The organism is Rhizobium sp. 007 (genome assembly GCF_015353075.1).
In the GTDB taxonomy this organism is placed as follows: domain Bacteria; phylum Pseudomonadota; class Alphaproteobacteria; order Rhizobiales; family Rhizobiaceae; genus Rhizobium.
The window spans coordinates 1,010,037-1,030,295 of the sequence record NZ_CP064187.1 but is presented as its reverse complement, the minus strand read 5'-3'; the positions used below and the strand labels follow the sequence as shown (position 1 = coordinate 1,030,295).

General features: G+C 61.1%; 17 protein-coding genes. 9 read left to right on the top strand and 8 right to left on the bottom strand.

Features of this window, described 5'->3' with window-relative positions; all coding sequences use genetic code 11:
* The first annotated feature begins 236 nt into the window (after window positions 1-236).
* From ISN39_RS05020 to ISN39_RS05005, 5 genes are all read left to right on the top strand, one after another.
* The gene (locus ISN39_RS05020) at window positions 237-1,628 is read left to right on the top strand and encodes a multicopper oxidase family protein (protein ID WP_194729369.1); all 1,392 of its coding nucleotides are present in this window, start codon (window positions 237-239) and stop codon (window positions 1,626-1,628) included.
* Between the two features lie 235 nt (window positions 1,629-1,863).
* Complete coding sequence (locus ISN39_RS37590; protein WP_257788099.1) at window positions 1,864-1,989, top strand: hypothetical protein; 126 nt, start codon at window positions 1,864-1,866, stop codon at window positions 1,987-1,989.
* A 100-nt stretch (window positions 1,990-2,089) separates the two neighbouring features.
* On the top strand, window positions 2,090-3,235 hold the full coding sequence (gene rnd, locus ISN39_RS05015) for a ribonuclease D (protein WP_194729368.1): 1,146 nt from the start codon (window positions 2,090-2,092) through the stop codon (window positions 3,233-3,235).
* Between the two features lie 93 nt (window positions 3,236-3,328).
* A complete protein-coding gene (locus ISN39_RS05010; protein WP_194729367.1) occupies window positions 3,329-4,393 on the top strand; it encodes an adenylate/guanylate cyclase domain-containing protein in 1,065 nt (354 codons plus the stop codon).
* A gap of 55 nt (window positions 4,394-4,448) precedes the next feature.
* Entirely contained in the window at window positions 4,449-5,807 is a 1,359-nt protein-coding gene (locus ISN39_RS05005; RefSeq protein ID WP_194729366.1) for an esterase-like activity of phytase family protein, read from the top strand.
* Between the two features lie 291 nt (window positions 5,808-6,098).
* Here the strand turns inward: ISN39_RS05005 and ppx are convergent, their stop codons facing one another.
* The 4 genes from ppx to ISN39_RS04985 all read right to left on the bottom strand — a co-directional run bounded on the left by ppx (window position 6,099) and on the right by ISN39_RS04985 (window position 11,721).
* Window positions 6,099-7,622, bottom strand: a complete 1,524-nt coding sequence (gene ppx, locus ISN39_RS05000) for an exopolyphosphatase (protein WP_194729365.1) — start codon at window positions 7,620-7,622, stop codon at window positions 6,099-6,101.
* A 12-nt stretch (window positions 7,623-7,634) separates the two neighbouring features.
* Window positions 7,635-9,839: an RNA degradosome polyphosphate kinase gene (locus tag ISN39_RS04995; RefSeq protein ID WP_194729364.1), complete on the bottom strand. Its 2,205-nt coding sequence runs from the start codon at window positions 9,837-9,839 to the stop codon at window positions 7,635-7,637.
* Window positions 9,840-9,904: 65 nt separating this feature from the next.
* Window positions 9,905-10,603, bottom strand: a complete 699-nt coding sequence (hdaA, locus tag ISN39_RS04990) for a DnaA regulatory inactivator HdaA (protein ID WP_074067288.1) — start codon at window positions 10,601-10,603, stop codon at window positions 9,905-9,907.
* Window positions 10,600-11,721, bottom strand: coding sequence for an AI-2E family transporter (locus ISN39_RS04985; protein ID WP_074067286.1), 1,122 nt, complete (start codon window positions 11,719-11,721; stop codon window positions 10,600-10,602). Before ISN39_RS04985 ends, hdaA begins: the two co-directional genes overlap by 4 nt.
* Window positions 11,722-11,959: 238 nt before the next feature.
* Between ISN39_RS04985 and purM the strand changes: the two genes are divergently transcribed.
* Window positions 11,960-13,033 (top strand): phosphoribosylformylglycinamidine cyclo-ligase, encoded by a 1,074-nt coding sequence (purM, locus tag ISN39_RS04980; protein WP_194729363.1) that lies wholly within the window; start codon window positions 11,960-11,962, stop codon window positions 13,031-13,033.
* On the top strand, window positions 13,030-13,692 hold the full coding sequence (gene purN, locus ISN39_RS04975; protein WP_074067283.1) for a phosphoribosylglycinamide formyltransferase: 663 nt from the start codon (window positions 13,030-13,032) through the stop codon (window positions 13,690-13,692). The genes purM and purN overlap by 4 nt, the downstream gene beginning before the upstream one ends.
* Before the next feature lie 4 nt (window positions 13,693-13,696).
* On the opposite strand, the gene ISN39_RS04970 is transcribed toward purN, so the two are convergent.
* The 3 genes from ISN39_RS04970 to ISN39_RS04960 all read right to left on the bottom strand — a co-directional run bounded on the left by ISN39_RS04970 (window position 13,697) and on the right by ISN39_RS04960 (window position 17,886).
* Entirely contained in the window at window positions 13,697-14,860 is a 1,164-nt protein-coding gene (locus ISN39_RS04970) for an alpha-D-ribose 1-methylphosphonate 5-triphosphate diphosphatase (protein ID WP_194729362.1), read from the bottom strand.
* Window positions 14,861-15,157: 297 nt separating this feature from the next.
* Window positions 15,158-15,751, bottom strand: a complete 594-nt coding sequence (locus ISN39_RS04965) for an NUDIX domain-containing protein (RefSeq protein ID WP_194729361.1) — start codon at window positions 15,749-15,751, stop codon at window positions 15,158-15,160.
* Window positions 15,748-17,886 carry a molybdopterin oxidoreductase family protein gene (locus ISN39_RS04960; RefSeq protein WP_246763278.1) on the bottom strand — a complete coding sequence of 713 codons (2,139 nt, stop codon included), beginning with the start codon at window positions 17,884-17,886 and terminating at the stop codon, window positions 15,748-15,750. Before ISN39_RS04960 ends, ISN39_RS04965 begins: the two co-directional genes overlap by 4 nt.
* Window positions 17,887-17,969: 83 nt before the next feature.
* Here ISN39_RS04960 and ISN39_RS04955 point away from each other — a divergent pair, with 83 nt between their 5' ends.
* Both ISN39_RS04955 and ISN39_RS04950 read left to right on the top strand, forming a co-directional pair.
* A complete protein-coding gene (locus ISN39_RS04955; protein WP_194729359.1) occupies window positions 17,970-18,839 on the top strand; it encodes a 23S rRNA (adenine(2030)-N(6))-methyltransferase RlmJ in 870 nt (289 codons plus the stop codon).
* A 55-nt stretch (window positions 18,840-18,894) separates the two neighbouring features.
* Window positions 18,895-19,491, top strand: coding sequence for a glutathione S-transferase (locus tag ISN39_RS04950; protein WP_194729358.1), 597 nt, complete (start codon window positions 18,895-18,897; stop codon window positions 19,489-19,491).
* A gap of 54 nt (window positions 19,492-19,545) precedes the next feature.
* On the opposite strand, the gene ISN39_RS04945 is transcribed toward ISN39_RS04950, so the two are convergent.
* Window positions 19,546-20,181, bottom strand: a complete 636-nt coding sequence (locus tag ISN39_RS04945; RefSeq protein ID WP_074067274.1) for an outer membrane protein — start codon at window positions 20,179-20,181, stop codon at window positions 19,546-19,548.
* Between the last annotated feature and the right edge of the window lie 78 nt (window positions 20,182-20,259).

Here is a 20,259-nt window from a genome sequence, read left to right as displayed (position 1 = left end):
GGCTTGAGACGGCAGCAGGGGCTCGAATGGCTCTCCGGTGCCGACAAGAAAATCGGGCGGAAAAGCGCATGGACGGTCTGATTTGTCAAGGCTTGGGCCGCATTGAGCACCACTTTGGCGCGGTTTATTCGGGCGCATGATGCAAGGCAACTGCGGCAGTTTGGCCCTCACTTCCTTATTGATGAAAAGCGCAGTCAACTTTAAAGATGGCGCCATTGTTGTTGCCGGAGCGCCAGATGCCCCTATTCACCCGCCGCAATCTGTTGAAGGCGTCCACCGTCGCCGGCGCCTACAGTGCCGGCATGGGCATTGCCGGCAAGTTCGGCTTTGCCGGCTCGGCGCCCGAACCGCAGGTGCTGAAGGCGGTGAAGACCGAGGCTTCGCTTGCTGCTGCCGGACCCACGAGGGATGTCATGACCTGGGGCGATGGCGGCCCGCCGCCGGTGCTTCGCATGACCCGCGGCAGGCCCTATGCCGCACGCCTGACCAATGCTCTCGACGAGCCAACGACGATCCACTGGCATGGCCTTCGCATCGACAACAGGATGGACGGCGTGCCCTTCATGACGCAGCCCTACGTCTATACGGGTGACAGCTTTGACTACGCCTTCACGCCGCCGGATGCCGGCACCTTCTGGTATCACCCGCATTGCAATACGCTGACCCAGATGGGCCGCGGCATGACCGGCGTGATCGTCATCGAGGATCCTGCCGATCCGACTTTCGATGCCGAGATCGCGCTCAACATGCGCGACTGGCGGCTCGGCGGAGATGGGCAATTCATCGCGCCCTTCCGTCCGCGCGAGGCGGCAAAGACCGGCACCTATGGAACGGTGCGCACGGCGAACTGGCAGCAGGAGCCGCAATATGATGCGCCGGCCGGCGGCCTTGTCCGCCTGCGCATCGCCGTGACGGATGTCACCCGCGTCTTCTCGCTGCGGATGGAAGGCGCCAAGGCGACGGTAATCGCCATCGACGGCAATCCGGTGCCGCAGCGCTTTCCGCTTGACCTGCTCCAGATCGGTCCCGGGCAGCGGCTGGACCTTGCCGTGCGGATGCCGGACAGCGAAGGCGGTGTAGCGATACTGGAGGATATCCGGGGGACCACGCCGAAAACGATCGCGAGCCTGCGCGCCGTCGGTCAGTCGCTGAAACGCAACGCGGGCGACCTTGCCCCGCTTGCCGCCAATCCGGTCGCGCAGGCCGATCTTTCCGCCGCCGAAAAGATCCCGCTGGTGCTCAGCGCCACAGCGGAAAGCGCCTCCGTCGACAGCATATGCGGCACACTCGGCTTCAGTTTCTGGGCGATCAACAGGCTGCCGTGGCCGGGCGACATTGCCGATCCGACCGCCCCGCTTGCCGAACTGAAGCTTGGCAAGAGCTACATCTTCCAGCTCGAGAACTTGACGCCGCACCTGCATCCGATCCATCTGCACGGCATGAGCTTCACGGTCATTTCGTCCTCGACACGCGAGGTGATGCCGCTCGTTTCCGACACCTATCTCGTCCAGCCCGATGAGAAGGTCGAGCTTGCCTTCGTCGCCGACAATCCGGGCAACTGGGTGCTTCATTGCCATATCATCGAGCATCAGAAGACGGGCATGACGAGTTATGTGCAGGTTGTTTGAGGTAAGCTAAAGCCCTTGTCCGCCTGCCGGCACCTTCTTCCGGCTTTAACGGGCACAGGTGATATGCCGCAGCCTCTCCGTCCTTCTCAGCCATTTCGCGAGGCAAGTCCCTCGCCCCGCTTGCGGGGAGAGGGTTAGGGTGAAGGGCTTCGGCATGACGCAGCCTCCTGCATCTTGTTCCTCGCCGATTGCATTACATCTCGGAGGAGGACGTGCACTGAGAGGGCCTACCCCTATGAGCGGCATCGCAATCTTCGCTTTCATTGTTCTGCCTGCGACGATCGCCGCCGGAGGCTGGATTGCCGTGCTCGCCAATGAATACAGCAATCGTGCGAAGCGCTGTATCGATCCCGGCGAATAACCCGCCGGCCACGCCGGCATAGGCACCTTCAACGTATTGACATATCGAGCGTAAAGGAGAAGGAAGGTTAATCGACCTTTTTCCTTGCGAATGAATTGACATGATAGAAACAACCGCCGAATTGGCGGCCGCCTGCAAAGAGCTGGCCAAGTCCGACTTCATTACAATCGACACTGAATTCCTGCGTGAGACGACATTCTGGCCGGAGCTTTGCCTGATACAGATGGCAAGCTTGACGACGGAAGTCATCATCGACCCACTTGCTAAGGGCATAGACCTTGCACCCTTCTTCGGGTTGATGGCCAACCCGAATGTGCTGAAGGTTTTTCATGCGGCGCGCCAAGACATCGAAATCATCTTCCATCGCGGCGGGCTGATCCCGCATCCGATCTTCGACACGCAGGTCGCCGCCATGGTCTGCGGCTTCGGCGACAGCGTTTCCTATGACCAGCTCATCAGCCGGACAAAGGGCGTGCAAATCGATAAATCCTCGCGCTTCACCGACTGGAGCCGCCGGCCACTTTCCGAAAAGCAGCTCGATTATGCGTTGGCGGACGTCACACATCTGCGCGACGCCTATCTCTATCTCAAGGCCGAACTGGAGCGCGAAGGCCGCTCGTCCTGGCTCTCGGAGGAGATGGATATTCTCGAATCGCGCGAGACCTACGACATGCATCCGGATGACGCCTGGCAACGTTTGAAGATGCGGCTGCGCAAACCGCAGGAACTTGCGACCCTCAAATATGTCGCGGCCTGGCGCGAGCGGGAGGCGCGATCGCGCAACGTGCCGCGTTCGCGCGTATTGAAGGACGATGCGATCTACGAGATCGCCCAGCAGCAGCCGAAGGACACCGAGGCCCTGAGCCGCCTGCGCACGATCCCGAAGGGATGGGAGCGTTCTGCCGCCGGTACGGCGGTTCTCGAAGCCGTCAATACGGCCCTTGCCCTGCCGAAAGCCGAGATGCCCCATGTGCCCCGCCACACGCAGGCGCCTGAGGGTGCTGCCGCTGCGGTCGAATTGCTCAAGGTACTGTTGAAGCTGATTTCGGAAAAACACGGCGTCGCGCCGAAAGTCATCGCCAACAGCGAAGACCTCGACAAGATTGCCGCGGACGGCGAGAAGGCGGAGGTCGCAGCACTCAGCGGTTGGCGCCGCGAATTGTTCGGTGCGCCCGCGCTGCAGCTTATCAAGGGCGAGATCGCGCTTCGTTTCGTCGGCAAGAAAGTCGATACCGTCTCGCTTTGATGGCCCTCGCCCCTTGAGCCGGCTTGCGAAATCGCTTGACCGAAGCGTCTCGCGTGGAAAAATGCGCGCGGGCGCCAACACAGGTCAGATGTCATGAAAGAGATTTCTCCAGCGCAGAACTGGCTTCTCTTAACGGCCGTGATGGCTGCAAGCGGCGTAGCCTATAGCCTGGTGGTCTATCCCGACGAACCGGTCATCATCGGCGCGGTCTTTGCGGTCTTTATCGGCATGCCGATTTTGGCCTTCGAGCGGAGAGCCTTCCTGCGCCCGCTCTACCGGCGGCTCCAGAAACTTCCGACGGCGTCGTTCATCATTTCAGCTTTGCTGATTTATGAAGCCCTCATGAACATCGGCTATGCGCTGGCCGCCTCGCTGCTGTCGGCGATCGGGCTGATCAAGCCTGAGTCGCTCTTGAACATCCTGGTGATGCCGTTCAACGTCTTCATGTATGCGCTGGGGGTCTGCGCCGTCGTCATCTTCGTGTTGCGCGTGCGCGAACTGCTCGGCCGCGATGTTTTTCTCAGCATGTTTTCCGGCCGCTACCGGACCCCCGTCCAGGAGGAACGCATCTTCCTCTTTATCGACCTCGTCGATTCGACCCCTTTTGCCGAAAAGCACGGAGATCTTCGAGCGCAGCAATTGCTGAACTCGCTGTTTGCCGCTTTTGCCGAACCGGTGCGGCGGAACAAAGGGGCGATTGATGATTACGTCGGCGATTCCGCGATCATAACCTGGCCGCTCGCGCGCGGGCTGAAGGATGGCCGCTGCGTGCGCTGTATCTTCGACATCCTGAACGATATCGAAGCCGATGCGGAAAGCTGGCTGAAGCAATATGGACAGGTGCCCCGCCTGCGCGCAGCACTCCATGGTGGCTTCGTCATCACAGCGGAAATCGGCGTCGATCACCACAAGATCGCCTATTTCGGCGACACTGTGAATACAACTTCAAGGCTTGAGTCCCTTTGCAAGACACTGAACCGGCCGGTGCTGATCTCGAGCGAGCTTGCCCAACGTCTGACGCTGCCTGAAAGGATCAGCGCGCAGGACCTGGGTGTTCATGCGCTCAAGGGCCGGGGCCAAGGACTCGGCGTCATGACGCTGGCACAGGCCCTGCCCACGTCGGCAGCGTCACCAAAGCTTCATTCAACCTTCAATTAGGCGCCATCAATGGACTGCTAAGCGAAACCGCCATTTCATTTTACTGGAGGTTTCCATGAAAGCTGCGCTTTTCAGTTCCGTCTCCCTCTTCTTCCTCGTCGCCGCCTCCGCTTCCGCCGACCAGCGGGCTTTTCCGGCCAAGCTCGCCGGCCAGGCGATCCTGCCTGCCAACACGCTGGTTCCGGCACCCGCCGACGCGCCCGAATTCCTGAAGCACGCCGGCAAGTTCACCACTCCGGACCGCAAGCGCACCGAAGCGCTCGGCTCCGTTCCCGGCAAGGACGGACAGCGCGTCACCGACATCAAGCTGCCGCTCGACGGCCAGCCTGTCCAAGGCTTTTCCGGCATCAAGACGATGGAAGACGGCACGTTCTGGACGCTCTCCGACAACGGTTTCGGCTCCAAGGGCAACTCCAGCGACGCCATGCTCTTCCTGCACCAGATGAAACTCGACTGGACGACCGGCAAGGCCGACGTCGTCAAGAACATCTTCCTCTCCGATCCGAACAAGATCGCGCCCTTCCCGATTACTCTCGAAGGTGCCGAGAAACGCTATCTGACCGGCGGAGATTTCGACATCGAATCCATCCAGCCGGTCGCCGACGGCTTCTGGCTCGGCGATGAGTTCGGTCCCTATCTTTTGAAAGTCGATACCGAAGGCCGGTTGACCGACGTGATCGCCACCACGGCCGATGGCAAGCTGGTGATGTCGCCCGACAACCCGCTGCTCTCGGTTCCGGCAAATCCGGCCGCCAAGATGCCTGCCTTCAACCTCAAGCGCTCCGGTGGCTTCGAAGGTCTTGCCATGTCGAAGGACGGAACCAAGCTTTACGGCCTTCTGGAAGGCGCGCTCTATCAGGATGACGGCAAGATGGAATCCGTTGACGGCCACACTGCCATCCGCGTCATCGAGTTCGACGTCGCCTCCAAGAAATGGACGGGCCGCAGCTGGTTTTATCCATTCGAGGACAAGGGTGCCGCGATTGGCGACTTCAACATGCTGGACGACACGACCGCCCTCGTCATCGAGCGCGACAATGGCGCCGGTACGAAGGACAAGGTCTGTGCCGATCCCAAGGAGCCTAAGCCGGACTGCTTCCAAGCCCCGGCGGAGTTCAAGCGCATCTACAAAATCGAGCTCGACGATGCCAACGCCGGCAAGGCCGTGCGCAAGATCGGTTACATCGACCTGATGCATATCGAAGACCCAAACAACAAGAAGAAACAGGGCGGCCGCGAAGGCTTCTACGACATGCCCTTCGTGACGATCGAGAATGTCGACCGCGTCGATGCCACGCACATCATCGTCGGCAACGACAACAACCTTCCCTTCTCCGCCGGCCGCGCCGTCGACAAGGCAGATGACAACGAGTTCAGCCTGCTGGAAGTGGGTGATTTTTTGAGTGCGAAATAAATAGACGCTCTTGGGGATGGAGAGGGTGGCGCGTGAGTGCCATCCTCCCCTTCCTTGCGGCTGACTGCGGATGAGGCGTTGCTCGGCAGACCGTTTTTTCGTTTTCCCGCCTCATACCTGTGCCTGCCACAGAATCAGGTGCGCCCAAGTCCTTGAGGCGCGGGAGGTTCATTTTGATTTGCGGGAGAGTAATTCACGGCGCAGACCCGCCGTGGCTGGATTCCTCTGACGAGAACAGGAATGACGGTGTTCAAGGGCGCTTCACCGCAGAACAAAATCCACGAATGCCCCCTACTCGAACCTGAACGCCAGCCGTCTGTTCGTCAGCCGCGAGAGCTGCTGCAGGCGGCCGTCGAGGCGTTCTCCCGCGAAGTCGCGATATTCCGATGGCACGACGAATTCGAGGTCGATGCTTGGATTGGAGGACTTGCGGAATGTCAGGTTCTTCACCAGGCCCGGCATGGAGGCCGAGAAGAGATAGACGACGCGCAGCATGCCGCCGAGCAGCTTGGCGCGCTCGACATATTGCGGGCCGGCGATCGTGGCAAGCGGTGCCGTCGAGCCGTCGTCATGCAGGCCTTGGAAGCGGTAGTAATTGGCGAGCGCGATGAAGGCCCGGCCGGGATGGCTGATGCCGACGAAGGAGGAATGGGCAATCAGGTTCAGCGCCTGCAGGCCGCGGTAGTCCGGATGCGCGCGCCAGCTGATGTCGGCGAGCAGGCACGCCGCCTGGCGGTAGCGGGCTTCCTCTTCCGTTTCCACAACGCCGAAATACGGCATCATGTAGCCGGTCCATCGCGCAAGCTCGCGCGCATGCTCAGGGGAACGCGCGCGTAGGATGGCAAGCTCGCCGGCCGCCGAAAGCAGCGGATCGGCGCGGCGCTCGCCCTCCGACAGCAGCGAGTAGAGATAGCCTTCGCGAACGCCCTGCGCCGAGAAGGAAATGACACCGGGATTCATCGCGCTCAACACTTCCTTCATGGCAACGGCGCCGAAGGGCAGCAGCGCACGGCGATGCTTCGAGACCGCCTGGAAGGCCGGATCCTTGGAGTCCCTGGCTACTTCCACCTGATCGAGGAACTGCATCATCCCTTCGAGAGAAACCTCGTAGCCCTGCATCATGTGAAGCGGATATTGGGTAAGTTCCATGTGCAGCTTGGCGATGTTACGCCAGGTGCCACCAACCGCGTAGAAGGTCCGCCCGGCCCCCTTTTCCAGGATTTTCGTGGCGCTTCGAACATGCTTGCGAGCGAAAGTGCGGGCTCTCACGAGGGAGCCGTTGGCATATTCCGAAAGGCGAAGCCCCCCGAGCGGCAGGGTGATCCCCCTGCCGATCTCGCGCTCCTTGATGTCGATGAGTTCCAGCGAGCCGCCGCCGAGGTCGCCCGCGATGCCGTCCGGATGGAAGAAGCCGCTGATGACGCCGAGCGCGGAAAACTTCGCCTCCTCCTCGCCGGAAAGCACGCGAATCTTGCGCTGGAGGATCGTTTCGGCCTGGTGGATGAAATCGGGCCCGTTGGAGGCTTCGCGCGCGGCAGCCGTCGCCAGCACATACATGGTCGCCGCGCGGGCCTGGTCGGAAAGGGCCTTGAAACGATGCAGGGCGGCCAGCGCGCGGGCGACGCTTTCCTCATCCATCCTGCCGTTCAGCGCGATGCCCTTACCGAGGCCGCAGAGCACCTTTTCGTTGAAAAGGATCGCCGGCGACCGGGACATGCCTTCGTAGATGACCACGCGGATCGAATTCGACCCGATATCGACGACGGAGACCGGGGCAATCCCTGGTAGGCGCCCCTGGGCTTCTGATTCAACCATGCAGGTCCAGTTTTATCTCTTGGTCCAGCCGGAAAGCAGGCCGGCAATCAGCTTGGGCGCACTGGATTTCAGGGCTTCACCACGGCCGGAAAGGCTGGGATTGGTCATGAAATACTGCTGCGCATTGAACGGTTCTTCGCCTTTGCGCACTTCCATGCGCCGAGACGTGCCGTCGGGCAATATCTCGTAGCTCTGCTGATTGTCAATGATATTGCCTAGCATGATCTGGGACAAAACCTGCTCGTGCACAGTCGGATTGATGAGCGGGACGAGCGTCTCGACGCGGCGGTCGAGGTTTCTGGGCATCATGTCGGCGGAGCCGATATAGACGAGCGCCTTGTCGGACGGCAGGCCGTGTCCATTGCCGAAGCAGAAGATGCGGCTGTGCTCCAGGAAGCGGCCGACGATCGACTTGACGCGAATATTGTCGGAGAGGCCCGGCACCTGCGGGCGTAGGCAGCAGATACCGCGAATAACCAGATCGATTTCAACGCCTGCCCGGCTTGCCGTATAGAGCGCGTCGATAATTTCCGGATCGACGAGCGAGTTCATCTTCATCCAGATCGCTGCCGGCGCACCGTTCTTGGCATGTTTGATCTCCTCGTCGATGTGAAAGAGGATGCGCGAGCGCAGCGTATAAGGCGAAACGGCGAGCTTCATGCTCTCCTCCGGCTCGCCGTAGCCGGTGATGAAGTTGAAGATGTTCGCCATATCGTGGGCGATCACCTGATTGCAGGTGAAGAACGAGAGGTCGGTATAGATCTTCGCGGTGACTGGATGGTAGTTGCCGGTGCCGAGGTGGCAGTAGCTGCGAAGTCTGCCCTCCTCGCGGCGAACGACCAACGACATCTTTGCGTGTGTCTTGAGCTCGATGAAGCCGAAGACGACCTGCACGCCGGCGCGTTCTAGGTCGCGTGCCCAACGGATGTTCGCCTCTTCGTCGAAACGGGCCTTGAGCTCGACGAGGGCAGTCACCGACTTACCGGCTTCGGCAGCATCGATGAGAGCCCGGACGATCGGGCTGTCGTTCGAAGTGCGGTAAAGGGTCTGCTTTATCGCCAGAACGTCAGGATCGCGCGCAGCCTGGAGAAGAAACTGGACGACCACGTCGAAAGACTCGTAGGGGTGATGAACCACCATGTCCTTTTCGCGAATGGCCGCGAAGCAGTCTCCGGCATGCTCGCGAACGCGTTCGGGAAATCGCGCATTGTACGGCGGAAACCGAAGGTCGTCGCGCGGCGCCTTGGTGATCTCGGAGACCGTATTGAGCGCAAGCAGGCCCGGCAAAACGGCGACACGATTGTCTGGAACGTTCAACGCCTGCACCACGAACTGGCGCAGCGATGCCGGCATCTCGGAATCCGTCTCGATGCGGATTACCTTGCCGCGGCGGCGGCGCTTCAGCGCGGTTTCAAAGAAGCGCACGAGGTCTTCAGCTTCTTCCTCCACTTCGATATCGCTGTCGCGGATGAGGCGGAATGTACCGGAGCCCTGCACCTCGTAACCGGGATAGAGCCGGTGAATGAAGATGTTCGCGACATCCTCCAGCGTGATATAGCGGATCGTGCCGGCGTCATCGGGCAAGCGCACGAAGCGATCGAGCGCAGGCGGCAGGCGAAGCAGCGCCGTCATCGGCTCGCGCCCGTGCTTGCTGGTCAGCTGCAAGCCGATCGAGAAACCGAGGTTCGGGATGAACGGGAACGGGTGAGCCGGGTCGATCGACAGCGGCGTCAGAACCGGAAAGATCGCCTGCTCGAACTCTGCGGCCAGCCACTGCCGGTCGGCGTCGCTGAGAGCGCCGGGACGGACGAACAGAATGTCTTCCTTCGCGAGATACTGCTGCAGGACGGCAAGCGAAGCCTGCTGCTCCATCTGCAGATTGTCGATCTCCTGCAGGATTGCATCGAGCTGTTCGGCGGGCGTCTTCCCGTCCGGCGTGCGAACCACGATGTTCTGGCGTACCTGGCCTTCGAGGCCCGCGACGCGCACCATGAAGAATTCGTCGAGATTGGCCGCGGAAATCGACAGGAAACGGACGCGCTCGAGCAGCGGGTGCTCAGTGTTCAGCGTTTCCTCGAGAACGCGACGGTTGAACTGCAGCCAGGAAAATTCACGGTTGATGAAACGTTCGGGACTAGCGAGCAGGTCTTCCAGCGGCGGGACTGCTGCCGCTGTTTCCGGAATGGGTTCCTGATGCTCTGCTACCGCACTGTCCATGTTCCGATCACCCCGTTTCACTCGTCCATGCGCAGTATATCAGTTTCACGACGGAACTGTGACAGTCAATCGGACGACGCCGAATTACCCAATTCATTCAACACTTCGGCAGCGAGAGACCGGGTGATTTTCGTGCCCCGTGCAAGGGCCAGCCGGTCGAGCCTTTCGACGATCGTCTGGGCCGCGTTCAGCGACCGCTCCATCCGGTTCACGATATAAAGGACGAGTTTGTCATCTATATTAAGCTGCCGGTCGGAGAAGAGCTTGACGATAACCTGCGACAGCAATTCCTCGTCCGGCTCGCCGATTTCGACGACGGTCGCAGCCTTGAGCCTCGAGCGCAGGTCGGCAAGCTCCACCGGCCACGACATCGGCCACAGGCGGCTCGTCATCAACAGGCTGTTGCCGTTTTCGCGCACGCTGTTGATGACGTGAAAAAGTTCGGTGTCATCGAAGCCGAGGCGGTCGACATCCTCGAAAAGGACAGGCCCGTTTGCCGCAGTAACGGCGGCATCCGATCCTCGCTTCGGATGGATGCTGACGGCACCGCTATGCTCTTTCCAGATGCTTGCAAGATGCGACTTTCCGGAACCGACCGGCCCGGCCAGAATGACGACCGGCGACGGCCATTGCGGCCAGGCGTCGATGATGGTCACCGCAGCGCTCAGCCGGTCGGAGACCAGCAGGTCGTCCCGGCCGCTTGCCGCATCATGGGAAAAGACCAGCGGTAGCTGTTCCCCCGCCTTGCGCTTCACGTCGTTCATTTGGATTCGGCTTTTGTCTTCCGGGCGTCGGCAGGTTGCGAACGGCCCGCATAAAGATCGCTCTGAAGGTAGCGCGAGAGCGCAAAGCGGACAAGGACGCCGACGGCGGCAGCGGCCGGCACGGCAACGAGCAGGCCGACGAAGCCGAAGAGCGCGCCGAACGCAAAGAGCGCGAACATCAGCCAGACCGGGTGAAGTCCGACGCTGTGGCCGACGAGTTTCGGCTGCAGGATATTGCCTTCCAGGAACTGGCCGCTGAAGAAGACAACGAGCACGGCGCCGACCCAGAGATAATCCGGCCAGAACTGAACGAGCGCCACGCCGACCGCAAGAACCAGCCCGACCAGCGAGCCGACATAGGGGATGAAGCTTATCATGCCGGCAAAGAGTCCGATGAGCAGGCCGAAGTTCAAGCCGACGAGCGACAGACCGACGGCGTAGTAGATTCCGAGGATCAGGCAGAGAGAGCCCTGCCCGCGAATGAAGCCGGCGATCGCTTGATCGATCTCATGAGCGATCTGGCGAACGTCGCTGACATAATCGCGCGGAATCCACTGATCGACCTTGGAAATCATGCGGTCCCAGTCGAGCAGGATGTAAAAAGCAACGACCGGCGTCACGACCAGCAGCGAGATGACGTCGACGATGGCCTTGCCGGAATTCCAGATCTGGCCAAAGAGGCCGGTCAGGAAGCCCATGCCTTCCGACAATATGCCGGAGAAATTGTCCTTGATCGTGCCGAGCTGGTTCCTGATCCAACCCGGCAGCACGGAATCCTGTACATTGGCGATGAAGGCCTGCAGCTGGCTGATATATCCGGGGAGCCGCTGGGCGAAATCGTTGAACTGATTGATCAGGACCGGAATGAGGATCATCAGGGCGAGCGCGAAGATGATGACAAAGGCGACCAGGATGCCGATTGTTGCCATCAGGCGGCTGAGCCCCAGACGCTGCAAACGGTCGGCCACGGGATCAAGGAAATAGGCGATCGCCATGCCGGCGACAAAGGGCAGCAGGATGGAGCTGAAGATATAGAGAAAGACGATGAAGAAGACGAGCACGCCCAGCCAGAAGAAGACCTGCCGTTTGAGACTTGCTCCGCTGACCTGATGTGGCATCGCTTTCCCCGTTCGTCCGCCCGTGACGCAATCTTTTCGCGCCGCTACTCGAAGCACATAGGATGCGGGCCGGAAGATGGTCAACCCTGCGGCGGAAAATCCAGCCCTCCCCTATGGAAAGAGCGGGAAATTGGGGCTTTTCTCCATCGCCACCTTGCATAAAGCGCACTCTCATGCAATTGCGACCCGCATGTGACGCGGTCCATTATACCGCCCGAACCAGCCATCGGAGATCAGCATGAGCCAGTCTGGAAGAAACGGCCTGACCTATAGCGACGCAGGCGTCGATATCGATGCCGGAAATCTTCTGGTTGAGAAGATCAAGCCTGCCGTACGCTCCACGAGGCGGCCTGGCGCCGATGGCGAAATAGGAGGCTTCGGCGGCCTGTTCGATCTCAAGGCCGCCGGCTTCACCGATCCGGTTCTCGTCGCCGCCAATGACGGCGTCGGCACCAAGCTGAAGATCGCCATCGACGCGGATTACCACGAAACGGTCGGCATCGACCTCGTTGCCATGTGCGTCAACGACCTTGTCGTGCAAGGTGCTGAGCCGCTCTTCTTCCTCGACTATTTCGCGACCGGCAAGCTCGATCCGGAACAGGGTGCGGCGATCGTCGGCGGTATTGCTGCCGGCTGCCGCGAGGCGGGCTGTGCATTGATCGGTGGCGAGACGGCGGAAATGCCGGGCATGTATTCTTCCGGCGATTACGATCTCGCAGGCTTTGCCGTTGGTGCCGCCGAGCGCGGCCAGCTTCTGCCTGCAGGCGATATTGCCGAGGGCGATATCATCCTCGGCCTCGCCTCCTCCGGCGTTCACTCGAACGGCTTTTCGCTGGTGCGCAAGATCGTTGAGCTTTCGGGTCTCGGCTGGGAGGCGCCGGCGCCTTTCGCCGAAGGCACGGCTCTCGGCGAAGCGCTGCTGACGCCGACCCGCATCTATGTGAAGCCGCTTCTGAAGGCGATCCGCGAAACCGGCGCCGTCAAGGCGCTGGCGCACATCACCGGCGGCGGCTTCCCCGAAAATATCCCGCGCGTGCTGCCTAAGCATCTTGCCGCCGAGATCGATCTTGCCGCGGTCAAGGTTCCGCCGGTCTTCTCCTGGCTTGCCAAGACGGGTGGCGTCGAGGCGAAGGAAATGCTGCGCACCTTCAACTGCGGAGTCGGCATGATCGCCGTCGTCTCGGCTGAAAATGCCGCTGCGGTGACCGCCCTCCTGGAATCGGAAGGCGAGAAGATCATCACGCTCGGCCGGATAATCGGCCGCGCAGAAGGTGCGCCGGGAACGGTTTACAAGGGCACGCTCGCTCTATGACCATGCCGCGCAAACGCGTCGTCGTCTTCATTTCCGGCGGCGGCTCCAACATGATGGCGCTCGTCGCGGCAGCGAAAGCTCCGGACTTTCCCGCTGAAATCGTCGGCGTGATTTCCGACAAGGCGGATGCGGGCGGCCTTGCGAAAGCCGCCGCGGAAGGCATTTCCACGTTCGCTTTCGTTCGCAAGGATTATGCCAGTAAGGAAGCCCACGAGGCGACGATCTTTGAAGCGCTCGACCGGCTCTCGCCGGATATTCTCTGCCTTGCGGGCTATATGCGGCTTCTGAGCGCGAGATTCATCCAACGTTACGAGGGCCGGATGATCAACATCCACCCTTCCCTTCTGCCGCTCTTCCCGGGCCTCCACACGCATCAGCGCGCCATCGACGCCGGCATGCGGATCGCAGGGTGCACGGTGCATTTCGTGACCGAAGGCATGGATGAAGGGCCGGCGATCGGACAGGCCGCCGTACCGGTTCTGTCCGGCGATACCGCCGAGACGCTCGCCGCGCGTGTCCTCACGGTCGAGCATCAGCTCTATCCGCAAGCGCTGCGGCTCTTTGCCGAAGGCAAGGTGCGGATGGAAGGCGGCAGGGCGGTGGGCGCAGAGATATCCGCCCGCCCCAATGCCAATCACATCATTTCCCTGATCGCCTGATCCTTCAGGCAACGAGCGCCCGAAGCTGATGCAAGGTGCCGTCGCTGTAGACGAAGCGTCCGCCGCAGAAGGTGGCGCGGATGCGGTGCACATCGCCCGGCTCGACGACGACCAGATCGGCGCGCTGACCGACGGCGATCTCGCCGCGGTCCGTCAGACCTGCGGAACGGGCGGCATTCCTGGTCGCCATGGCGACCGCGGCCGGCATTGCGGTGTACTCGGCGATCTTGAAGATGCCGGGCACGAAAGCCGCCGGGTGATAATCGGCAGCAATCACCGTCAGTAGCCCGGCCTTGGCGGCATCGAGCGCACTCAGATTGCCCGACATTGACTGGCCGCGAAGCGCATTGGGCGCTCCCATAAGCGTCCAGAGCCCGCGGCGGCGGGCCTCCACGGCAGCTGGTAGCGTGACCGGAAACTCGCTGATCGTCACACCGAGATCATGCATCTCGGCGACCTTTTCAGCACTATCGTCATCGTGCGAAGCAAGCGACAGCTTCCCCTTGAGCGAGAGGGCGACGATCTCCTTCAGCTTTGCCTCGATCTCCGGATTGCTGCGCATGGCAATGCGCTTGGCGACCATTTCCGCTGCCATTTCCTCGGAGATCGCCCGGCGCTCGGCGATGCTCAATATGTAGCTCTGGATGTTGTTGTACTGCCCCTGCCCCGGCGTATGGTCGGTCAGCGACACCATATCGATATGACCGGCTTCAAGCAGCTTTTCAAGCGCGGGCGCGGCACCCAGATTGGTGATCTCATAGCGCGCATGGACGCGATGGTCGATCAGCAGATCGTGCTTGAGCCGGTTGATCCCCTCGATGATCGCACCTGTTGTTTCGAGTGAGCGGACATAGCCGTAGACGCTCTCGGTCGCAAAGGAGATCGCCGCAAAAGCCGTCGTCACGCCGGCGGCCGCGAGTTTCTTGTCGAGTTCATGGATGCCGAAATCAATCGGCATCATGGCGTTCGGGCGCGGCGCGATCTCGCGCTCGACCATGTCGCCATGCAGATCGACGAAACCCGGCATCAGCAACCGCCCGCCGCCGTCGATCGCGGCATTGCCGACCGGCTCCGACCGTATCTCGGCAATCGCCCCGTCCTCGATCCGGATTGCGCCCCGGCTCACCACCTCTTCGGGAAGAACGAGCGTGAAATTGCTGAGCCACATAGGCACTCTCCTGACGGCATTCCATGATTTGATAAACTGCAGCGCTTAGGCGGGATTCGTGACAGCGGTATGAACTTGGATGCTGCTGCGACAACCAACCCAAAGCACTTTCACAATACTTGATGAGCTGCATGAAAAATATGTCGGCCCTGCTCGTGCCGTCCTTTGCCCATCGTGCGGAAACGACCATCAATCTCGTACTCTGGAAATGGTCGAGCACGCTTGCGTATCAGGTGAGGGTCATCGATCCAACCGGTCGACTGCCGAAAGATCAACGGTCCTGGGAAAAAATGTCGATTAGATCAAGCTATCCCTCTTCATCGCCGCCCATTGCAGCAGGATGATCGTCTTCATGTCGCGGATATCGCCGCTTTCGATCATGGCGATTGCCGTGTCCAGCGGCACGTCCAGCACTTCGATATCCTCATGCTCTTCGGCCAGGCCACCGCCGTTCGAGACGCGGTCGGACGTATCGATCGGCGCGGCGAAGAAATGCACGACTTCGCTGTTCGAACCGGGCGAGCTGTAGGCCCTGAAGAGGAACCGGACGTCGCGGACGCGGAAGCCCGTCTCTTCCATCGCTTCGCGGCGGATCGCTGCTTCCGGCTCCTCGCCGTCGAGAAGGCCGGCCGGCGTTTCGATCATGAAGGCGGGCTCGCCCCGAAGATCGGGCGGCAGGCGGAACTGTTTGACGAGTACGACGGAGCCGCGTTTCGGATCGTAGAGCAGGATCGTCGCGGCCGGCGTGCGGTGATAGACCTCGCGATGGAGGCGATGGGTAAGGCCGTTCGAATCCGTGTAATCGAGCTTATAAACGCTCAGCCGCGTCCAGCCCTCCGCGAGCGTCGTTTCCCCGACGACCTCCGCCCTTGCCTTCGCGAACTTCGTCATACGGCATCCTTGCGCAGCCAGACTTTGTTGTCGTGGACCGCCGCACCGCCATAGGGCGCAACGGGGTCTGCGCCGGTGAGCACATTGATGCCCTCGCCGTCGACATGCGCCTTGTTGGGCCACAAGCCTTCGGCGATCAGAACGCCCGGCTTGACCTCGGTCGTGACGTGGGCGTGCAGGCGCACCTCGCCGCGCCGGTTTCCGATCTGGACGAGATCGCCGTGGGCAATGCCGTTTATCTCGGCATCCTGCGGATTGATCATCAGTTCGGGACGCCCCTCCTTCTGCCGCGACGTCTTTGTTTCGGAAAAGCTGGAATTGAGGAAGTTGCGCGCGGGCGAGGTTGCCAGCCGGAAGGGATGTTCGGCATCGGCCATTTCGATGACATCCACTTGATCGGGAAAAGCCGGCAGCTCGGGATGCGGGCCGAGCAAGCCGACGGATTCCGGTGGACGGTTAGGCGCCGGCTGGTTCGCCCAATCCGGCCGAAAGCGGAACTTGCCGTCCGTATGCGCGAAACCGTTGAGGAAATGCGCGTCTTCGAAGTCAGGCTGGCGGTCGAACCATTTATGCTCGAGGAAGTGATCGTAGTCCGGCAGGCCGCTTGTTTCGAGAATGCGGTCAACCATTTCCCGGGCGCTAAAGCCGAAGCCTGGCTGATCCGCAACGCCGAGGCGCTTTGCGAGTTCCTCGATGACAAAAAGGTTGGCGCGCACCGTCGGCGGCGGTTCGACGAGTTTCGGGCCGAGCAGGATATGGTTCTGGCCGCCGGCGCGGTAGATGTCGTCATGCTCGACGAACATCGTGGCGGGAATGACGATATCGGCCATTTCCGCCGTCTCGGTCATGAACTGCTCGTGTACGGCCACGAAGAGATCGCCCCGCGCAAAGCCGCCCTTCACAAGGCGTTGCTCAGGCGCGATGTTCATCGGATTGGTGTTCTGAACAAGCATGGCGGTGACCGGTCCGCGATGGCGGAGTGATGCGGCATCGCCCGTCAGCACGCGGCCGATCTGCGACTGGTCGAGCATGCGGATATCCGGATCCTTCATCGATTTTCCGGTCAGCTCCGCGTTGTTCATGCGGAAGATGTCACTGTTCGAATGGAAGGCGCCGCCGCCCTCATACTGCCAGGAGCCGAGCACGGTGGCGATCGAGGCTGCGGCATGCATGGCGACCGCGCCGTTGCGTTGGCGGGTGAAGCCGTAGCCGAGGCGGAAATAGGTTTTCTTCGTCGTACCGACGAGCTTTGCGAAGGCTTCGATCTCATCCACCGAGAGACCGGTGATCGCGGCCGCCCATTCCGGCGTCTTCGTCTTGAGGTGCGCTTCGAGACCTGCCGGATCGTCGGCATATTTTGCCATATAGGCCCGGTCGGCGTAGCCGTCGCGGAAGGCGATGTGCATGACGGCGCAGGCGAGCGCCGCATCGGTGCCAGGCCTGACGATCAGCGCCATGTCGGCCTGCTTCATCGTCGGATTGTCGTAGATATCGACGACGGCGATCTTCGCGCTGCGTTCCTTGCGCGACTTAATCGCATGCGTCATCACATTAACCTGCGTCGCGACCGCGTTCGTACCCCAGATGACGACGCAATCGGTGCGACCCATCTCGCGCGGATCGGGACCGCGGAGCGTGCCCGTCGCCATCGTGAAGCCGGTCCAGGCCGGGTTGGTACAGATCGACGAGAAGAAGCCGGAATAGCGTTTGGCGTGGCGCAGGCGCTCGATGCTGTCGCGCTGCACCCAGCCCATGGTGCCGGCATAGTAGTAAGGCCAGACCGCCTCGCTGCCATCCTTCCCTTCGGCCTTCATGAAGGCTTCGGCGATCTCGTCCAGAGCCTCGTCCCAGGAAATCTGCTGCCAGCGCCCCTCGCCTTTCGCGCCGATGCGGCGCAGAGGGTGCATCAGCCGGTCCGGATGGTAGAGGCGTTCGGCATAGCGCGCGACCTTGGCGCAGATGACGCCGGACGTATAGGTGTGGTCGTTGGCACCGCGCACACGGCCGATGCGGCCGTCCTCCGCAATCTCCACTTCCAGCGCGCAGGTGGAGGGACAGTCGTGCGGACACGCGGTGTGCCCGACCTTCTTGCCGGGATCGGCGGATTTGGCGTGAATGGGGGTCGCAATGTTCATGGCTTTTCTATATTCCAAGCCGTCATCCGCCAAAAGCCGGAAATGACGGCTATGACATGAATTCATAACAGGCATCAGCGAAAATGAACTACCGCCACATCTATCACGCGGGCAATTTTGCCGATGTGCTGAAGCACGCCGTTCTGGCGCGTCTCATCCGCTATCTGCAGAAGAAGGACGGCGCTTTCCGAGTGCTCGACACGCATGCCGGCGTCGGGCTTTACGACCTCTCCTCGGAAGAGGCGCAAAAGACTGGCGAGTGGCAGGACGGCATCGGCAGGATCATGGAGGCCGAGCTTGCGCCGCAGGTGGCCGGACTGCTCGAGCCCTATCTTTCCGCGGTCCGGGAACTCAACCCGGATGGCGGCGTGCGCTTCTATCCCGGTTCGCCGAAGCTTTCGCGCATGCTCTTTCGCCCACAGGACAGGCTTTCGGCGATGGAACTGCATCCGGAGGACTATATCCGCCTTCACCGGCTGTTCGAAGGCGATCACCATGCCCGCATCACCGAGCTCGACGGCTGGCTGGCGCTCGGCGCGCATCTGCCGCCGAAGGAAAAACGCGGCATCGTGCTTGTCGATCCACCATTCGAGGAGGACGGCGAATACGAGCGTCTAGTTGACGGCCTGGCGAGGGCCCACCGGCGGTTTCCGGGCGGCACCTATTGCCTTTGGTATCCGCTGAAGAGGGGCGCTCCCATCAAGGAATTTCACGAGGCGCTGCAGGCGACCCAAATTCCGAAGATGCTGTGCGCTGAACTCAGCGTGCGCAGCGACCGCAGCGTTACCGGGTTGACGGGCTCCGGTCTCATCATCGTCAACCCGCCCTTCACGCTGAAGGACGAGTTGCACGCGCTGCTGCCGGCGCTCAAGGATCATCTCGCCCAAGATCGGTTCGCCTCACAGCGCGCATTCTGGCTGCGTGGCGAAGCGAAGACCGGAAACGCCGATTGACCGCTTGCTGCACGTGCGAAATTTGTCCGCACCGAAACCGCTTTCGAGGTGAAACATGAAGCTGCTCTGCTCCCCGACATCGCCCTATTCCAGCAAGGTGCTGATGGCTGCGCATTATCTGGAACTCGGCGTCACCGAAATCCGTGTCGATACCAATGCCGGCCCGGCAATCCTCGTCGACAACAACCCGCTCGGCAAAATCCCCACGCTTCTGACCGACGAAGGGGTTTCGGTCTTCGACAGCGTGGCGATCATGCATTATTTCGGGCGGCTCAAGAACACGAAGCTCTACCCTTCGAAGAACGGCAAGCGAACCGATGCCGAAATTCTGGAAGCACTCTGCGACGGCATCTGCGACTGCCTGCTGGCGATCGTTTACGAGCGCCGCTTCCGCGACGAGGAGAAGGTGCACCAGCCCTGGATCGACCGGCAGTGGAAGAAGGCCGTCAGCGGCCTGAACCACATCAGCGCGCATCCACCGAAGATCGGCCGGAGGCTGAATGGCGGGCACTTCGCGCTTGCTGCGACGATCGGCTATCTGGAACTGCGCTTCAAGGGCCAGTGGGAAGCCGAACATCCGGAACTGATCGACTGGGCACGCAAATTCGAGAAGAAATTTCCTGCCTATCAGGAACTCAAGCCGCACGGCTGAGAAACAAAAAAGCCGGGCGCGAGGCCCGGCTTTCATTAGATGTGTTCGGCAGACTTAGAACTTGACGCCGATACCGACCTTGACGCTGTGTTCGTCATAGCCGCGGGATACGTTCGTGGCGCCGAGATCGAAGTCCTTGTTCTGATAGTCGCTGAAGCGATATTCGACACGTGCCGTGATGTTGTTCGTCACCATAGCTTCAGCGCCGGCGCCGACGGTGTAACCGAAAGCCGTATTGGTATCGGATTGACCGAAGCCGCTGACCTTGTTGTTCGCCGCAGCGGCACCAGCCGTGGCGTAGAGCAGGAACGGGTTCAGGTCGTAACCGACACGGCCGCGAACGGAGCCGTTGAAGCGGTTCTTGTTGGTGATGCCGTCAGACGTGCTGTCGAGGCCGGAATAACCGAGATCGGCTTCGACACCGTAGACGATCTGGCCGCTCTGCCAGTTGTAGCCCGTGTAGAGCTGGCCGCCCATCGCGTAACCGTCGCGGTCTGCACCGAAGTTGCCCTTGTTATAGGTGCCCGCGCCGCCGAGGTAAAAGCCTTCCCAGTTACCTGCCGGAGCGGCCGGCTCGGCCTGTGCTACCGGAGCTTCCGGAACCTGGTCGACTGCATCGGCGGCGTTGGCGGCAGAAAAGCCGGCGATCACGAAGGCGGACGCCATCAGACTAGCAATAAATGTACGCATACTCATTTCTCCTTTCGATCTCGCGCCCTTCGTGACTGTCCTACGCCGAAGCATTCGCGAGAAATTACAAGATGTCCC